The 15,292-nt window shown below is 56.5% G+C and carries 18 protein-coding genes; 11 read left to right on the top strand and 7 right to left on the bottom strand.

Going from position 1 to position 15,292, the window contains the following annotated elements; all coding sequences use genetic code 11:
• Positions 1-216: 216 nt before the first annotated feature.
• The 5 genes from PbB2_RS03320 to hemE all read right to left on the bottom strand — a co-directional run bounded on the left by PbB2_RS03320 (position 217) and on the right by hemE (position 4,796).
• On the bottom strand, positions 217-654 hold the full coding sequence (locus PbB2_RS03320; protein WP_108983836.1) for a hypothetical protein: 438 nt from the start codon (positions 652-654) through the stop codon (positions 217-219).
• A gap of 72 nt (positions 655-726) precedes the next feature.
• Positions 727-2,022 carry a transcription termination factor Rho gene (gene rho / locus PbB2_RS03315; RefSeq protein ID WP_108983903.1) on the bottom strand — a complete coding sequence of 432 codons (1,296 nt, stop codon included), beginning with the start codon at positions 2,020-2,022 and terminating at the stop codon, positions 727-729.
• 138 nt (positions 2,023-2,160) lie between these two features.
• Complete coding sequence (locus tag PbB2_RS03310; RefSeq protein ID WP_108983835.1) at positions 2,161-2,616, bottom strand: CopD family protein; 456 nt, start codon at positions 2,614-2,616, stop codon at positions 2,161-2,163.
• Complete coding sequence (hemH, locus tag PbB2_RS03305) at positions 2,613-3,659, bottom strand: ferrochelatase (RefSeq protein WP_108983834.1); 1,047 nt, start codon at positions 3,657-3,659, stop codon at positions 2,613-2,615. The genes PbB2_RS03310 and hemH overlap by 4 nt, the downstream gene beginning before the upstream one ends.
• Positions 3,660-3,749: 90 nt before the next feature.
• Entirely contained in the window at positions 3,750-4,796 is a 1,047-nt protein-coding gene (gene hemE, locus PbB2_RS03300; RefSeq protein WP_108983833.1) for a uroporphyrinogen decarboxylase, read from the bottom strand.
• 491 nt (positions 4,797-5,287) lie between these two features.
• Here hemE and PbB2_RS03295 point away from each other — a divergent pair, with 491 nt between their 5' ends.
• The 5 genes from PbB2_RS03295 to dnaQ are packed head-to-tail and all read left to right on the top strand — an operon-like array spanning position 5,288 to position 8,901.
• Complete coding sequence (locus PbB2_RS03295) at positions 5,288-6,109, top strand: pyruvate, water dikinase regulatory protein (RefSeq protein ID WP_108983832.1); 822 nt, start codon at positions 5,288-5,290, stop codon at positions 6,107-6,109.
• Between the two features lie 2 nt (positions 6,110-6,111).
• On the top strand, positions 6,112-6,699 hold the full coding sequence (locus tag PbB2_RS03290) for a Maf family protein (RefSeq protein WP_108983831.1): 588 nt from the start codon (positions 6,112-6,114) through the stop codon (positions 6,697-6,699).
• Positions 6,696-7,547 carry a shikimate dehydrogenase gene (gene aroE / locus PbB2_RS03285; RefSeq protein ID WP_108983830.1) on the top strand — a complete coding sequence of 284 codons (852 nt, stop codon included), beginning with the start codon at positions 6,696-6,698 and terminating at the stop codon, positions 7,545-7,547. The genes PbB2_RS03290 and aroE overlap by 4 nt, the downstream gene beginning before the upstream one ends.
• Positions 7,544-8,155: a dephospho-CoA kinase gene (gene coaE / locus PbB2_RS03280; RefSeq protein WP_108983829.1), complete on the top strand. Its 612-nt coding sequence runs from the start codon at positions 7,544-7,546 to the stop codon at positions 8,153-8,155. Before aroE ends, coaE begins: the two co-directional genes overlap by 4 nt.
• Positions 8,155-8,901: a DNA polymerase III subunit epsilon gene (gene dnaQ / locus PbB2_RS03275; RefSeq protein WP_108983828.1), complete on the top strand. Its 747-nt coding sequence runs from the start codon at positions 8,155-8,157 to the stop codon at positions 8,899-8,901. The genes coaE and dnaQ overlap by 1 nt, the downstream gene beginning before the upstream one ends.
• Before the next feature lie 56 nt (positions 8,902-8,957).
• Here dnaQ and secB read toward each other — a convergent pair whose 3' ends face one another.
• Positions 8,958-9,455, bottom strand: coding sequence for a protein-export chaperone SecB (secB, locus tag PbB2_RS03270; RefSeq protein ID WP_108983827.1), 498 nt, complete (start codon positions 9,453-9,455; stop codon positions 8,958-8,960).
• Between the two features lie 136 nt (positions 9,456-9,591).
• Between secB and PbB2_RS03265 the strand changes: the two genes are divergently transcribed.
• Genes PbB2_RS03265 through PbB2_RS03255 form a run of 3 tightly spaced genes read left to right on the top strand, consistent with a single transcriptional unit; the run spans position 9,592 to position 12,205 of the window.
• On the top strand, positions 9,592-10,212 hold the full coding sequence (locus PbB2_RS03265) for a Tim44/TimA family putative adaptor protein (protein ID WP_108983826.1): 621 nt from the start codon (positions 9,592-9,594) through the stop codon (positions 10,210-10,212).
• 2 nt (positions 10,213-10,214) lie between these two features.
• A complete protein-coding gene (mltA, locus tag PbB2_RS03260) occupies positions 10,215-11,600 on the top strand; it encodes a murein transglycosylase A (RefSeq protein WP_108983825.1) in 1,386 nt (461 codons plus the stop codon).
• 2 nt (positions 11,601-11,602) lie between these two features.
• Positions 11,603-12,205 (top strand): Smr/MutS family protein, encoded by a 603-nt coding sequence (locus tag PbB2_RS03255; protein ID WP_108983824.1) that lies wholly within the window; start codon positions 11,603-11,605, stop codon positions 12,203-12,205.
• Between the two features lie 143 nt (positions 12,206-12,348).
• Here the strand turns inward: PbB2_RS03255 and PbB2_RS03250 are convergent, their stop codons facing one another.
• Positions 12,349-13,221: a dienelactone hydrolase family protein gene (locus tag PbB2_RS03250; protein WP_108983823.1), complete on the bottom strand. Its 873-nt coding sequence runs from the start codon at positions 13,219-13,221 to the stop codon at positions 12,349-12,351.
• A 153-nt stretch (positions 13,222-13,374) separates the two neighbouring features.
• Between PbB2_RS03250 and PbB2_RS03245 the strand changes: the two genes are divergently transcribed.
• The 3 genes from PbB2_RS03245 to rph are packed head-to-tail and all read left to right on the top strand — an operon-like array spanning position 13,375 to position 15,288.
• Complete coding sequence (locus tag PbB2_RS03245; RefSeq protein ID WP_108983822.1) at positions 13,375-13,986, top strand: ATP-dependent Clp protease proteolytic subunit; 612 nt, start codon at positions 13,375-13,377, stop codon at positions 13,984-13,986.
• Positions 13,979-14,572: a ribosome maturation factor RimM gene (gene rimM / locus PbB2_RS03240; RefSeq protein WP_108983821.1), complete on the top strand. Its 594-nt coding sequence runs from the start codon at positions 13,979-13,981 to the stop codon at positions 14,570-14,572. Before PbB2_RS03245 ends, rimM begins: the two co-directional genes overlap by 8 nt.
• On the top strand, positions 14,569-15,288 hold the full coding sequence (gene rph, locus PbB2_RS03235) for a ribonuclease PH (RefSeq protein ID WP_108983820.1): 720 nt from the start codon (positions 14,569-14,571) through the stop codon (positions 15,286-15,288). Before rimM ends, rph begins: the two co-directional genes overlap by 4 nt.
• Positions 15,289-15,292: the final 4 nt, after the last annotated feature.

Here is a 15,292-nt window from a genome sequence, read left to right as displayed (position 1 = left end):
GGTGGTCAAGTGCGCAGCTTTGCTGCGTCGCGGTGCGATCGGTTTTCGAAGAAAACCGACACTTGACGACCCAGATGTCGCGCTCAAACTCGTCCATCCGTTTTGGTGAAACACAGGTTTCACCAAAGCGGTTCTAGGTGAAAAAGAAAAACCCACAACGGGGTGCCATCCCCAACCATACAGTCGGGGTGTTACTCTTGCCGAATAAAGTGCGGTTCAGGCAGGCATGCCCGGACAGCGCAGATAACGCTCTGCAGTCGCGCCGTCCCACGAGATTTTTGCTGTTTTTGTGCCGGTTTGTTCAATGATCAAACTGAAGGACACGCCAACTCCGTTCTGGGCCTTGACCAAATAGCCATCCTCAGTGGTTTCAACAGAGAGGATTTTGTGCCGTTCGGTTCCAGTTGGGCGAATGCTATCCAGCCAATAGCCATCCGGCGCATCCACCAAAACATAGCCCTGATTCATCCGCTGCGGATTGCAGGCAATCGGGCCAGCATCACCGGGTTGGCCGAGAAAGGCCGCATTCGTCTGCGGACCGGCGAACAAAAACGTGCGATCTTCCTCTGAAAGTTTCGCAAGTGGATCGGCTGGGGCGCAGGCTGTTGCGACAAGCCCCAGGGCCAAGACGGGTAAGAACAGAGTGTAGCGCATCGCCAAACCCCTTAAATATGTGCAGCCCGACCCACCGGGCTGCACCACGACCTCAACACAGAGCAGTTAATCTTATGTGTTCATGCTCTGGAAGAAATCGTCATTATTTTTAGTCTGTTTGAGCTTATCGAGCAGGAATTCCATCGCATCCATCGTGCCCATTGGATTGAGAATCCGCCGCAGCATATACATTTTGGGCAGATGCTCACGCGGGACCAAAAGCTCTTCCTTGCGCGTGCCGGATTTGATGATGTCGATTGCAGGGAACACCCGCTTATCGGAAACCTTGCGGTCCAAGATGATTTCGGAATTACCCGTTCCCTTGAACTCTTCGAAGATGACTTCATCCATCCGCGAGCCCGTTTCGATCAGTGCCGTGGCAATAATCGTCAATGACCCGCCTTCTTCGAGGTTACGCGCGGCACCAAAGAAGCGCTTGGGACGTTGGAGCGCATTGGCATCGACCCCGCCGGTCAGCACCTTGCCCGAGCTTGGCACCACCGTGTTATAGGCCCGGCCCAGACGGGTGATCGAATCAAGCAGGATCACCACATCACGGCCATGTTCGGCCAAGCGCTTTGCCTTTTCAATCACCATTTCAGCCACTTGAACGTGGCGCGTTGCAGGCTCATCGAAAGTGGATGACACGACTTCGCCCTTCACCGAGCGCTTCATGTCGGTGACTTCTTCGGGCCGTTCGTCAATCAACAAAACGATCAGATAGACTTCTGGATGATTGATCTCGATCGATTTGGCGACATTTTGCAAAATGACCGTCTTACCGGTCCGCGGTGGCGCCACAATCAGAGCGCGTTGGCCCTTACCGATCGGGGCAACAATATCAATGACGCGACCTGTACGATCCTTGCGCGTTGGGTCTTGGATTTCCAGATGAAGCCGCTCATCGGGATAGAGCGGGGTCAAATTGTCGAAATTGACCTTGTGGCGGGCTTGTTCTGGGTCGGTGAAATTGATCGAATCGACCTTGGACAAAGCAAAATAGCGCTCGCCATCCTTGGGCGCTTTGACCGGGCCTTCCACCGTGTCGCCGGTCCGCAAGCCATGGCGGCGGATCTGCTGGGGCGAGACGTAAATATCGTCCGGGCCGGACAGATAATTCGACTCTGGCGAGCGCAAAAAGCCAAAGCCATCGGGCAGGACTTCCAACACCCCGCCGCCACCAATTTCCGAGCCACGCTCGGCCTGGGCCTTCAAAATGGCGAATAGAAGATCTTGGGTGCGCAAATTGGATGCGCCATCAATTTCGAGAGATTCTGCCAGAACCACCAATTCGGTTGGGGTTCGGGTCTTTAATTCTTGCAGGGTGGATCGACGAGGGGGCGCGTCGATCGACATTTCCTCTGACATGTCAGGGCCTCGATACATTCTAGATAAAAGCCGTCTTGGCAAGGACTGCCGCGGCTGAGACAAAGGCGGGCCACACGACGAGGCCTCTACCTTGTTTGTTCACATGACGATTAATGCGGCCGAGGTCAAGGTGGGGCTTTAAGAAAAAGGCTCCAGCACAACCATAAACACAGCGACAATCATCAGAATGAAGGGCAGCTCGTTCAGGAAGCGGAAAGCGACATGGTTGAGGGGGCGTTCGCCACGCTCAAAGGCTTTGCGCCAGCGCATGTAAAGATGATCAATCGCTGTGATCGAGACCACCATAGCCAGTTTTATTTGCATCCAAGGGTGGGCCAGCAAATCCCAACCACCCCGACCCACCAGCAGACTGAGGCCCAGAGCCCACACCACAATCATGGCCGGCACCATGATGCCACGATGCAGACGCCGTTCCATCACTTTCAATTGGGCATCAAGCTCACCCCCAATAGGCGCCATGGAATGATAGACAAACAAGCGCGGCAGATACATGAGCCCGGCCATCCAAGCGATGACGGCAATGAGGTGCAGCGCGCGGAAGACCTCATAATGGGCCGCGATAAACCCACTCATGCCGCACATCCGCCATAGGGAGCGCGCGGACAGGCCGGACAGGCCACCAAGCAGCCAGTGGTGCGCGCCGCCAGAACAGGTTCATGACCTTGCAAAAGCTCGGTGGTGAGGCGCGCCAGTTCATCGATGAATTTCGCACGTGTGCCCAGCGCGGGAGCGCGCAGATAAAACGGCACGCCCAATTCATCAGCGACATCGCGATATTCTTCATCAAGCTCAACCAATGTCTCAATATGCTCGGAGACAAAGGCGATGGGCACCACGATAATGCCGATCCGGTCTGCGGCAGCCCGCTCAATTTCGGTTTCGGTGGCGGGTCCGATCCACTTTACGGGGCCAACACGTGACTGATAGCAGATCGAATGTTCAAAATTGTCTGGCAATAAGGGGCGCAAAGCAGCCACCGTTTCTTCAACCTGCTTTTGGTACGGGTCACCATCTTCAATGATTTTTTCCGGAAGACCGTGAGCCGACCACAGGATACGCACTTTTTCCGGCGCGCCTGCGGCCTGCCAGGTTTCAAGCACCGCTTCTGCATGGGCTTCGATGAAGCCGGGTGCGTCGGGATAACAACAGATCAGCTTGGCAGGCCCACCGCCGGCATCTTTCCACGCTTGCAGGGACGAGTCTGTCGTGGTGGTTGAAAACTGGGGATAGAGCGGCAATAGGACGGTTTCGTCCGGCTTAAAGGCGCGAACCTCAGCGATCGCGTCTTTCACAAAGGGTTTCCAATAGCGCATGGCGAGGAAGGTTTTGACCTCCGCCTGCTCATAACCAGGACGGGCCTTAACCGCTTTTTCCAACGCCTCAGCTTGGGCCAAGGTTTCAGGCACCAAAGGTGATCCGCCACCCATTTTGGCATAATTGGCCCGCGCCGACTTGGCCCGCAGCGTCGAAATCAAACGTGCCAGAAACCAGCGTAAGGGGCCTGGAACCCGAATGATGGCGGGATCGGAAAACAGGTTTTTCAAGAATGGGCGGACAGAATCCGGCCCATCAGGCCCCCCGAGATTGAACAATACGATCGCGATCTTCTGTCCCATGGAGCTTTGTAAAACCTTTTGCCTAGTCTTTGGCTGCGTGATGGATGTCGTATCACCACATGATGGAAAGCGAATGGAGGTGGCCCTAGGTCACGCCAGCCCTTTTACCCGCTTCATCACATGCTCGACATGGGGGATAGGCGTCGCTGGTACGACACCATGCCCGAGATTAAAGATATGTGGTCCGGTTTGGGCGGCGGCAAGAATGGCATCCAGTGCCTGATCCAGTGCCGCCCCGCCTGCCATCAAAGCCATTGGATCCAAATTGCCTTGCAGACAAATCGTCGGACCGACAGCGGCGCGCGCGGCACCCAGATCTGCGGCAATATCCAGACCCAAGCCATTGACCCCCGTTTCTTGATGAAACTGGCCTACACGGTGGCCAGCACCTCGCGGGAAACCGATGATGGGAACATCAGGATGGGCGGTTCGCACAATATCTACCGCCTTTTTGATCGGACCGGTCACCAGGCGGGCAAACAAATGCCCCGGGATGTCCTCAGCCCAGGATTCAAAAATCTGCAGTGCATTGGCGCCGGCCTTAATCTGAGCAATGAGATGCTGGCCTACCGCGACGGCGAGCACGTCGAGCAATTGGTCAACAAGCTCTGGATGTTGGTAGGCATAAGCACGCGCAAGATCGCGCTCACCACCACGTCCTTGGATCATATAAGTCGCCAAAGTCCATGGGGCCCCTGCAAATCCGATCAAAGCCCGCTCTGGCTCCATCGCTGCGCGGACGCGCTCAAGCGCTTCATATACTGGTGCAAGCCGGGTTTCGAGGCGGGAGAGATCCAGCTTGGCAATATCTTCTGCCCCTTCAAGGGGGGTTAAAAGTGGGCCTTCGCCTTCAGCAAAGCGCACATCACGGCCCAAAGCATGGGGAACCACAAGAATATCGGAGAAGATAATCGCTGCATCGACGGGATAGCGCCGTACCGGCTGCAAGGTTGCCTCTGCGGCGGCAGCCGGGGCGTAACAGAAATCCAGGAAGCTTTTGTTCTTGGCCCGGAGTTCGCGATATTCGGGGAGATGGCGGCCTGCTTGGCGCATCAACCAAATGGGGGGATGAACCTGTTTTTGCCCTAAGAGGGTGCGCACCAACGCACTATCTTGCCCCTTCGCTCCCTCACGCATGTCCAGCTCCCCTTCCAGATTAGGAATCAGATTCTTGAATCAGTAAACAGTAGCGCGGTGGACAGACTGATCCGTCCAAGTCACCTGCATGACCTGTCGGGATTTCTCAAGCGGTTTATCAGGTTTCACCCCGGTTTTCTCCACAGGGCACAGGCCGCGAAAACACCTGAAAATCATGCGATTGCTACGAGTCATCACCCCATATCATCCACAATGGGAATACGTATTTCAACATCTTGCCAGCCCTGTGGATGTTCGAGAAAAGTTCTGTCGCCCTTTTTGCTCCATGTCCACAAGCGACGATTTGTCTCACATATTCATACAAAATTAACCACGCTTATTAGCAAGTCATTAAGCGTTTTTAACAAGTTGTTAACAGCCCTACCGGGATGACCAGATCGCATATGGCGATAGCTGGTTGCCCAAAATCGGATGCCTGCAGCATGCAGGAATGGCTTGATCCATCCAGCAAGCTCGGTCACATCAGATACATGCGCATATCGACATTTTTGAATGTTCATCTGGTTTCGGACTCCACTGGCGAGACGTTAAATGCCGTCCTGCGGGCGGTCGCGCCCTTGTTCGAGGGGGTCACACCTCTGGAACATTCCTATTATTTGGTGCGATCCCGCCGCCAACTGGACCGGGTTCTGGCAGAAATCGAAGCCTTCCCGGGCGTGGTTTTATTCACCATCGCTGCCCATGAGCTGCGTGAAGTTCTGGTTGAACATTGTAAGCGCTTGGGCATACCGGCCTTACCGCTCCTCGATCAAGTGCTGACGATGTGGGAGCATCATTTAAAAATGCGGGCTGGTGAGAAGACCGGTTCGAAACAAGCACTGGATGAGAATTACTTCCGTCGTATTGACGCCCTCAATTACACGATGGCTCATGATGACGGTCAGATGGTGCATGAGTTTAACCAGGCAGATGTGGTTTTGGTGGGTGTGAGCCGCACGTCCAAGACACCCACGTCGATCTATCTTGCCAATCGGGGCATCCGGACAGGCAATTTTCCGCTGGTACCCAAAGCACCCATCCCCCACGCACTCTTGGAATTGACCAAGCCTTTGGTGGTTGGGCTGAAAGTCTCGCCTGATCGCCTGATTGCCATCCGGCGCAATCGGTTGTTGTCGCTTAATGCCGACGCCACCAGCGAATATGTTGATGAGGATTCTGTGCGGGAAGAAATCACCGATGCCAACCGGCTGTTTGAACGTCAGAATTGGCCTGTGATTGATGTGACACGCCGGTCTATCGAAGAAACCTCGGCGGCGATTTTGAATTTACTGGCTGAACGGAGTGCACGCTGATCATGCTGACCTTAGCCTCCACCAGTGCCATTCGCCGCCAGATTTTGACCCAAGCCGGTATCCGGTTTGAGGCGGTCGGTGCCGGCGTTGATGAAGATGCAGTCAAGATTGCGATGCGGGCAGAAGGTGCCAGTCCGCGCCAGCAGGCTGACAAACTGGCTGAGTTGAAGGCGTGTAAGGTTTCTGAACGGCGGTCTGGGCTTGTTCTCGGCTGTGACCAAATCCTTGCCTTCAATGGTCAATCCTTTGATAAGGCAGAAAATCTCGACGAAGCGTTCAATCGTTTAAGCCAGCTGCGCGGCAAAACTCATACACTTGAATGTGCCGCGGTTATTGCCCGCGATGGCCAGCCAATCTGGCGATTGGTGACAAGCCCTCGTCTCACCATGCGGAATTTCTCCGACGAATTTCTGCGCACTTATCTGGATGCTTATGGCACCGATGCTTTGGCAAGCGTGGGTTGTTATCAGTTTGAAGGGCCCGGTGCCCAATTATTTGACACAGTCGATGGTGACTTCTTCTCCATCCTTGGTCTGCCCTTATTGGAAATCATGGCCTTCCTGCGCCTGCATGGAGAATTGGCCACATGAAGATTTCAGGCTCAACTGAGCTTTATGCCGTTCTTGGCCATCCGGTGCGCCATTCCTTGTCGCCGCGTCTTCACAATGGCTGGATCGCGGCCCATGGCCTCAATGCTGTCTATGTCGCGCTGGAGATTGCGCCTGATGATTTTGAGACGGCCCTAGATGGACTGGCGGCTTCCCAAATTTGCGGGCTGAACATCACCACACCTTTTAAAGAGCGCGCCGCTGCCCGCGCCAAAAGTCGCTCTGCCCGGGTGGCTTTGATCGGGGCTGCCAATTGTTTGACCTTGGATCGGGCGGGCCGCTTCTATGCGGCAAGCAATACCGACGGAGATGGCTTGATTGCGGATCTTGACGTACGTGCACCCGATTGGCGCAGCCTTGACGGGCAGATTGTGGTCCTGGGCGCAGGCGGGGCGGCGGCGGCCATCGTAGCCGCCTTGGCCGGAACAACGGATCGGCCGATCAAGATTATCAATCGCGATCAGGCGCGGGCCCAAAAGCTGGCTGATCTTCTCAATCCACACCAAATCCAGTTTGGCACTTGGTCGGATTTGCACCAGCATCTGGACGGGGCGAGCCTTGTTATCAATGCCACCAGTCAGGGCCTTAATCACCAAAATCCCTTCGCGCCGGACTTTTCGCCCACCGCCCGTGATGCGATTATCTATGACACCATTTACGCGCCACGCATGACGGCCTATCTGGCCAGCGCCCAACAGGCCGGTCGTCGCCACTTTGATGGCCTGGGCATGTTGGTCGGGCAAGCTGCTTTGGCGTTTCAGACCTGGTTTGGCATCCTGCCTGATCTTGCAGATGGTTTGACCCGATTGGACGAGGCTTTGGCGTCATGAAAATTGTCGCGTTGACCGGTTCGATCGGTATGGGCAAATCAACCACCGCAGCAATGTTTGCCGATCTTGGCGTGCCGGTGTGGGATGCCGATCAGGCCGTTCACCGCCTGTATGAGGCGGGTGGGGCAGCTTGCGCACCACTGGCCAAACTTGTGCCCGATGCCGTTGGCACCCAAGGCGTGGATCGCGCGCAATTGGCGGCCCAGATTATGGCAAACCCCGCGCTTCTCAAGGCGATTGAGGCCATTGTGCATCCACTTGTTGGGCAAGATCGTGCGGCATTTTTGGCCAAAGCCCGCGCTGATCATGCCCCTCTGGTTCTGGTCGATGTACCCTTGCTGTTTGAGACAGGCGGTGAAGCCTATGTTGATGCGGTGATCGTTGTAACCTGCCCGGAAGAAGTTCAAAAGGCCCGCGTTTTGGCCCGACCGGGTATGACTGAAGAGAAGTTTTCTGCCATTCTTGCGCGTCAAACGCCTGATGCTGAAAAGCGTGCCCGGGCTGATTATCTCATCGACACGTCCCTTGGTCTTGACGCAGCGCGCGAACAAGTTGGGAAAGTGTATGCCGCTTTGACCGAGGATCAGACCGACGGGACTGTTAATTGATGCGTGAAATCGTCTTTGATACCGAAACCACAGGGACCGACCCCGAACGCGGCGACCGGATCGTGGAAATTGGCTGTGTGGAACTTATTGACTTGGTGCCAACCGGGGCGACATTTCACCGCTACATCAATCCAGAGCGCGACGTTCCCGCTGAAGTGGTGCGCGTCCATGGTCTCACCAATGAATTTCTCGCCGATAAGCCGGTGTTTGGCGCATCTGAGGTGGTCGACGAGCTTTTGGCCTTTATCGGTGATGCGCCATTGGTTGCACATAATGCCGAGTTTGATCGCCGCTTCCTCAATGCCGAACTGGGTCGGCTGAAACTGACCCCTATTCCAAAGGAACGCTGCGTCGATACCTTGTTGATTGCACGCAAGAAATATCCTGGAGCCCCGGCATCTCTTGACGCATTGTGCCGCCGTCTCAACATTGATTTGACCGCTCGCGATAAACATGGCGCGCTGCTTGATTCCCAGCTTTTGGCAGCGGTCTATCTTGAACTTATGGGAGGGCGGGAAAGGCGGCTCGATTTTCTCGACCCTGTTGCGGCGGCTGAGGCCGAGGTCAAAACGGCGCAAGGCGTTTTGGAAGCCAAATCCATAAATTCCCGCCGCGCACGTCCTCAGCCCTTGGGCCCACTATCGACCGAGGAAGAGATCGAAGCCCATGTGAGCTTTATCGCGTCTTTGGGCCAAGAGCCTGCGTGGAACCGGTTTTTCGCCGGATCAGAAAAAAGCCCCGGCTAAGGCCAGGGCTTTTGGATCGACCATTGAGTGCATTGCGCGCGGCCAAAAGGCCAAGATCAAGATGGTTGACCGCTGCGCTCAACCCGCTGGGATGCATAGAGTGCGCCAAAATCCATCGGATCCAACATAAGCGGCGGATAACCCCCGGCCTGGCTGTTATTGGCAATCAGCTGACGGGCAAATGGGAACAGGATTTTCGGGCATTCAGCCAGCAAAAGCGGCTCGAGAGCATCGGCAGGAATATTGGCGAACTGGAACAAGCCTGAATAGACAAGCTCGACGATGAATTGCACCTGACCGTCGCGTTCACTGCGGGCATTGATCTTCAAATCGACTTCAAACACGCCAGATTCGTCCATCGCCCGGGCGCTCACATCTAATTGAAGATCGACCTTGGGCTGGGCACCTTCGCGCAGCGAATTGGGGGCATTGGGATTTTCGAACGAAAAATCCTTAACATATTGGGCCAAAACCCGGATTGCGGGGGCGGCTTCAGCCCCACCATTTGCCAGAGAACCATTTTCCAAGGGCGCGTCGGCCGTGTCATCAGTCATATTTTGAACTCCAGAAGCAGTGGTGGCTAGCACGCAACAGCCCTTTACGGCAACCAAGTGGCTGACTTACGCCACATTGCACCCTATATGGGGAAGAGATCGCCATCTGAAACCGGGCGAAACTGGATCGAAAACCATGGAAATCCTTTTCTTTGCTGTTGTGGCAGCTCTTGTTCTTGGCCGTCTGTATCAGGTTCTGGGTCAGAACCGGGGTGCTGAACCGCCTGCGATGCGTCCACCACCTGCATTTGGCAGGCCAGATCCCGTGGGCGACAAGTTGGAAAATGACAAGGCGGCTGAGGAAAGCGCAAAGGTTTTGCAATTTCCTGCCAAAGAATATGATGGCCCCGGCGCAGAAGGCCTGAAGGCAATTGCAGCGGCTCAACGCGGATTTTCGACCCCAGAGTTTTTGGAAGGGGCCAAGGCCGCTTATGAGATGATCGTCACCGCTTACGGCGCCGGCGATGAAGCAACCTTGAAAGATCTGGTCGATAGCGACGTATTTGAGGCCTATAAAGTGGCCATGGATGAACGCCGCGCCGCCAATGCGCCAAAGATTGACGTGGTGCGTTTGAACGAGCCGAAGATTGTTGATGCAGAGCTGGATGGTAAGATCGCTCGCATTGATGTGGCTTTCTCGTCAGACTTGGCTGACGGTGGCGATGGCTTGCGGGCAGCTGATGAAATCTGGACATTTGAGCGTCAGGTTGATTCCCGTGATCCAAACTGGTTGTTGAGCGCCGTTCGGACTGCCTGATCATGGTGCGACTGTCTCTATTGCTGACCACATCGTGCTTGATGCTGGTCAGCCTAACGGCTTGTGCCTCTGTGACAGAGCATGCCCAGCCGCCGGTGATTGCTTCTGCCCCGGCCCCGACGCCAATACCCGTTCCGGCCCCGACACCTGCTCCCAGCGTCGTCCCAAGTACGACCCAGGTCCCACCACCGCCAGCCGTGGTGGCCCAACCTGCCCCGTTGCGGCCCGCCTCAAGCGGCGCGCCCTCTTCATCGGCCGCACCGCCCCCGCCTTTGGATATTGTGCCGCTGCAATTCGCGCAGGTCGGCTTCGACGCTTTACCTGAATGGGCAAGCACCGATGTGTCTGCCGCGCGGCGCGCTTTTGTAAAGTCCTGCGCGATTTTTCGTGTGCGGCCGAAGGATCAGCCCCTCTCTCAGGTCGCGACCTATGCCGGTCGCATCCGTGATTGGGACACGGTTTGCGCCTTGGCCACAGACGCTGGTCTTGATGATCGCCTGTTTTGGGAGGCCAATTTCCAACCTTGGAAAGTGGCCACGGAAGCCGGGGACATTGGCCGACTGACGGGCTATTATGAGCCGGTGATGATGGCGTCCAAAGTTAAGACGCCAGTTTTTTCTGAACCAATTCAAGCTCGTCCGGCTGATTTGTTTGAGATTGATCTGGGGCAATTTGATCCGACTCTGCGCAACCGGTCGATCGTCGCGCGCATGGATCGGGGCCGTGTTGTGCCCTATTGGTCGCGGGCTCAAATCAATGAAGCAACCGCCCCTGTTCTGGCGTGGGGTGAGCCGGCTGAAGTTTTGTCCCTTCAGGTGCAGGGCTCTGGCCGTCTGCAGTTTGAGGATGGCAGCCAAGTGCGCGCCTCTTTTGCGGGTCATAATGGCCACCGGTTTGGCTCCAACGCACAGGAATTGATCCGTCGGGGGGCATTGCCGGTCAATGGTGCATCCATGGATGCCATTAAGGCGTGGTTCAAAACAGCCAATCCACAAGAAGCTCGTGAGGTTCTCAACGCGAATCCGCGGACGGTGTTTTTCAAGCTCGAACCGATCATCGACCCCCAGGTCGGGCCTCGCGGCGGTCAGCAAGTTGCTCTTGAACCCAATGGATCGCTTGCTGTCGATACAAGCTACCATCCCTATGGCATGCCGATTTTTCTGGCCGCTGATGCACCCCGTGTTGCCGTGAGCGGGGACGTGACTGTGCGTCGCCTGGTGGTGGCTCAAGATACCGGTGGTGCCATACGGGGTCCAATCCGGGGTGATCTCTATTGGGGGACAGGCCCAGAGGCTGGCTTGCGGGCCGGGCGGATCAATCACGATGTGCGTTTTTGGGTGTTGTTGCCTAAGACGTTGGGCCCTGTGACCAGCACAGGCGGTCGCTAAACATGTCCCGGCGTCGCGATTTGATGCCGGAGGAAGCAAGGCTGTGGCACAAGGTGGCGCGAACCGTGCGACCCTATCAAGGCAAGTCTGCCTCTGAGCCTGCCAGTCAGCCAGAGCCGAGTGTGCCGGTGGCCAAGCCCGCGCCGGAATTACCCCACCTTGCCGTGAAGCGGCAAAAGGCAGCCCGCCAAATGCTGCAAGGTGACGCCAAGAAGGTTGCACCCGCTGCCCGACACAGCTCTGCGCCGGTGCCAGATGCGTCAGGTCACAAGCGGGTGCGGCGCGGCAAGCTCGAGATTGATGGCAATATCGATTTGCACGGCTATCGGCAGGCCGAGGCCCAAACTGTTTTGGCAGGTTTTTTGGCGCGCATCCGTGCCCAAGGCGGGCGTTGCGTGCTGGTGGTGACGGGCAAGGGTCGCCCGATTGATCCGGGCGAGGATTACATCACACCACAACCCGGTGTGATCCGCCGTCGCTTACCGGAATGGCTGAGCGCTTCGACCATCCGCGAACATGTTGCGGGCTTTGCCACCGCCCACCCGCGCCATGGTGGTACCGGTGCCTATTATGTGCTGTTGAAAGCACGCCAGCCTGGTCCATGACATGACGACCAGATGGGCTTAATTTATCATCGATAGAATTTGAAGCATCTTGATCTTTAGATAAAGATGACCGATTGTAACCCTCGGTAAATGCAAAAACCCCCCGGATTTCTCCGAGGGGCTTTCTTGGCCCAGGTCCTTCCCTATCCTACCCCGTTTGCGGCGAACCAAGCGAGCATTTCCGACCAGCCTTGCTTGGCAGCCGCCTCTTGATATTGCGGGCGATAATCGGCGTGAAAGCCGTGCTGGGTGCCCGGATAGATGATGAAGCGGCTCTTTTGGTCGCGGGCCTTTGCCAGCGCTGCTTTCATCGCCTCGACCGAACTTAATGGAATGCCGCCGTCATTTTCGGCATAGAGGCCCAAAACAGGGCTCTTGAGCTCCGCGGCGACATCAATTGGCCATTTCCGTGCATCGGTTGAGCCCTCGCGTGGCAGCAGCCGACCATACCATGCCACACCCGCCTTGATCCGCGGGGTTAGCGCACTGGCCATCCAGACCACCGCCCCGCCCCAACAAAAGCCAGTGATGCCAATGGCCCGCTTGTTGACGAAGCGCTGCTGATCAAGCCAAGCGATGGTCGCCTCGATATCGCCCATGACTTGAGCATTGGTTGCCGCATTCACGATGGGCATGATTTTGGCAAAGTCTGTCAGCGGTGCCGGATCTCCAACCCGAGCAAAGAAAGCGGGCGCGATGGCGACATAGCCTTGCTGAGCCAGTCTGCGACAGACATCGCGAATATATTCGTGCACGCCGAATATTTCGCTGACCACGATCACCACAGGCTTGCGCCCCCGTGATGTCGGGCGGGCGACAAAAGCCGGCAGGTCAAAACCCTGCGAGGGGACGGTGACCATTTCGGTGACCAATCCGTCAGAAGGTGTTGTGATCGCGGCCGCATGAACCGGGCGGATCGCTGCAGCAAAACCGGCAAAGCCGAACAAGCCCGCCATCCCCCGTCGGGATAGGGCGATCTGGGCATCGGGGCCTTCAGGGCGGGTCAAGTCGATCATTCAGCTCTCCGGGGCGCATATGGATGCGGCTGTGCCAACTGCACCCTCCGCTCTTTCATATTCCATCAGGCTTTACCACTTAGAGCAAAGGATGACAGCACCACCGCTTCGACCATGTTGACCAAATCGGAAAAAGCGTGTCGGAAAGAACGAATGAACCAGGAGCCTACCAGCATGTTTCGCATGGACGAAGAAGAAGAGAGCAAAGCGGGAAATCCAGCCCCGGCTATTGTTGAAAAGGCGCTCTTCGACAGCCGCACCATTCTTTTGACAGGCGGAATTGACGACAAACAGGCCCAACGTGTGTGTGAGCGCCTGTTGGCGCTGTCTGGTGAGTCCGATAAGCCCATCCTTCTCATCATCTCTTCACCAGGCGGACATGTTGAGAGTGGGGACATGATCCACGACATGATCAAATTTGTGTCGGCACCGGTAAATGTTCTGGGCTCGGGCTGGGTCGCCTCAGCGGGAGCATTGATCTATGCCGCTGCAGAGCGTGAGCGTCGTTTCTGTCTGCCCAATACCCGCTTCCTGTTGCACGAACCCCGTGGTGGCGTGGGCGGCATGGTGTCAGACATTGAGATCCAGGCCCGCGAAATCATCCGCATGCGCGAACGCCTCAATGCCATTTTTGCCGAAGCCACGGGTCAGCCGATTGATAAGATTAAGGCCGATACAGATCGCGACTATTGGATGAGCGCGGAAGAAGCTGTCGGCTATGGCTTGGTCGGAAAGATCGTGAAGAAGCGCAGCGATATTGGCTAAATCACTGGTCTTGGTCGGAGCGGTGGCCGGTGCCTTCGGGGTACACGGCGAGATCCGTCTGCGCAGCTTTACGGCCGAACCCGATGCCATTGTCGACTATGCGCCTTTTTTCGACGCAGCGGGCAAGCCGTTGTTTTCAGTAAAGTCCTGGCGGCCTATCAAGGATGGCATCGCGGTCACCTCGACGGATGTGCCGACGCGGGAAGCAGCCATGGCGTTGCGCAATACCAAATTATTCGTCCCCCGAGATCGGCTGCCCGAAGCCGAGGAGGATGAATATTATCATGTCGATCTGATCGGCTTGGCGTTTGAAGGCCTTGACGGGACTTATCTGGGCAGAGTGCGCGCCGTCATTCCCGGTCCACAGGATTTGCTGGAAATCGAAAAGACCCCGGGCGCGCGGTCAAGCTGGTTTCTGCCCTTCACCAAAGCATTGGTGCCAGTCGTTGATCTTGCCGGAGGGCGGCTGGTGGGCGATGTGCCTCATGGTTTGATTCCGATGATTGGTGAACCCGAAGAGACCCCACCACCGGCGTCGCCGCGATCCAAACCAGCCAAACCAAAAAATAAGGCGCCCCAGTCATGACCCGACCTTCTGGCCGTCAGGCAGATCAACTCCGCACCATCAGCCTTGAAGCGGGTGTTTCCCGCTATGCCGAAGGCTCCTGTCTGGCCAAGTTCGGCGATACCCATGTGCTGGTCACTGCATCTTTGGAAGAAAGCCTGCCCGGCTGGTTGCGCGGGCAGAAGCGCGGCTGGGTAACGGCTGAATATGGGATGCTGCCACGGGCAACCCATACACGCGGACGGCGTGAGGCGGCCGCTGGCAAGCAATCAGGTCGCACGCAAGAGATTCAGCGCCTGATCGGACGGGGATTGCGCTCCGTGGTTGATCTTGTCGGCCTCGGTGAACGGCAGATCACGCTCGATTGTGATGTGATCCAAGCCGATGGCGGGACGCGCACAGCCGCATTGACCGGTGCTTGGGTGGCGCTGAAACAAGCCTGTCTTTATCTCAAGCAAGAGGGTTTGATCACAGACGACCCGATCCGCGCCCAGGTCGCCGCCATTTCCTGCGGCATTTATCAGGGCAGCCCGGTCCTCGACCTTGATTATGCCGAGGATTCCCACGCCGAAGCAGACGCCAATTTTGTTTTGGCCCAGGGTCTTGGCTTGATTGAGGTGCAGGCCACCGGCGAAGAACGGCCCTTTACCGAAGCTGAGTTGCACGCTCTACTCGGTTTGGCCAAATCTGGCTGTGACCAATTATTTGCGCTCCAACGCCAAGCCTTGGGACTTTAAGGCC

It is taken from the genome of Candidatus Phycosocius bacilliformis, assembly GCF_003112735.1.
In the GTDB taxonomy this organism is placed as follows: domain Bacteria; phylum Pseudomonadota; class Alphaproteobacteria; order Caulobacterales; family Aquidulcibacteraceae; genus Aquidulcibacter; species Aquidulcibacter bacilliformis.
Note: the sequence above shows the minus strand (reverse complement) of the source record. Positions and strands in the feature narration are given on the sequence as shown.

Coding starts and splice junctions, on each gene's coding strand:
- PbB2_RS03320 (WP_108983836.1), bottom strand. CDS start 654: ATGCGCTACACTCTGTTCTTACCCGTCTTGGCCCTGGGGCTTGTCGCA.
- rho (WP_108983903.1), bottom strand. CDS start 2,022: ATGTCAGAGGAAATGTCGATCGACGCGCCCCCTCGTCGATCCACCCTG.
- PbB2_RS03310 (WP_108983835.1), bottom strand. CDS start 2,616: ATGAGTGGGTTTATCGCGGCCCATTATGAGGTCTTCCGCGCGCTGCAC.
- hemH (WP_108983834.1), bottom strand. CDS start 3,659: ATGGGACAGAAGATCGCGATCGTATTGTTCAATCTCGGGGGGCCTGAT.
- hemE (WP_108983833.1), bottom strand. CDS start 4,796: ATGCGTGAGGGAGCGAAGGGGCAAGATAGTGCGTTGGTGCGCACCCTC.
- PbB2_RS03295 (WP_108983832.1), top strand. CDS start 5,288: ATGCGCATATCGACATTTTTGAATGTTCATCTGGTTTCGGACTCCACT.
- PbB2_RS03290 (WP_108983831.1), top strand. CDS start 6,112: ATGCTGACCTTAGCCTCCACCAGTGCCATTCGCCGCCAGATTTTGACC.
- aroE (WP_108983830.1), top strand. CDS start 6,696: ATGAAGATTTCAGGCTCAACTGAGCTTTATGCCGTTCTTGGCCATCCG.
- coaE (WP_108983829.1), top strand. CDS start 7,544: ATGAAAATTGTCGCGTTGACCGGTTCGATCGGTATGGGCAAATCAACC.
- dnaQ (WP_108983828.1), top strand. CDS start 8,155: ATGCGTGAAATCGTCTTTGATACCGAAACCACAGGGACCGACCCCGAA.
- secB (WP_108983827.1), bottom strand. CDS start 9,455: ATGACTGATGACACGGCCGACGCGCCCTTGGAAAATGGTTCTCTGGCA.
- PbB2_RS03265 (WP_108983826.1), top strand. CDS start 9,592: ATGGAAATCCTTTTCTTTGCTGTTGTGGCAGCTCTTGTTCTTGGCCGT.
- mltA (WP_108983825.1), top strand. CDS start 10,215: ATGGTGCGACTGTCTCTATTGCTGACCACATCGTGCTTGATGCTGGTC.
- PbB2_RS03255 (WP_108983824.1), top strand. CDS start 11,603: ATGTCCCGGCGTCGCGATTTGATGCCGGAGGAAGCAAGGCTGTGGCAC.
- PbB2_RS03250 (WP_108983823.1), bottom strand. CDS start 13,221: ATGATCGACTTGACCCGCCCTGAAGGCCCCGATGCCCAGATCGCCCTA.
- PbB2_RS03245 (WP_108983822.1), top strand. CDS start 13,375: ATGAACCAGGAGCCTACCAGCATGTTTCGCATGGACGAAGAAGAAGAG.
- rph (WP_108983820.1), top strand. CDS start 14,569: ATGACCCGACCTTCTGGCCGTCAGGCAGATCAACTCCGCACCATCAGC.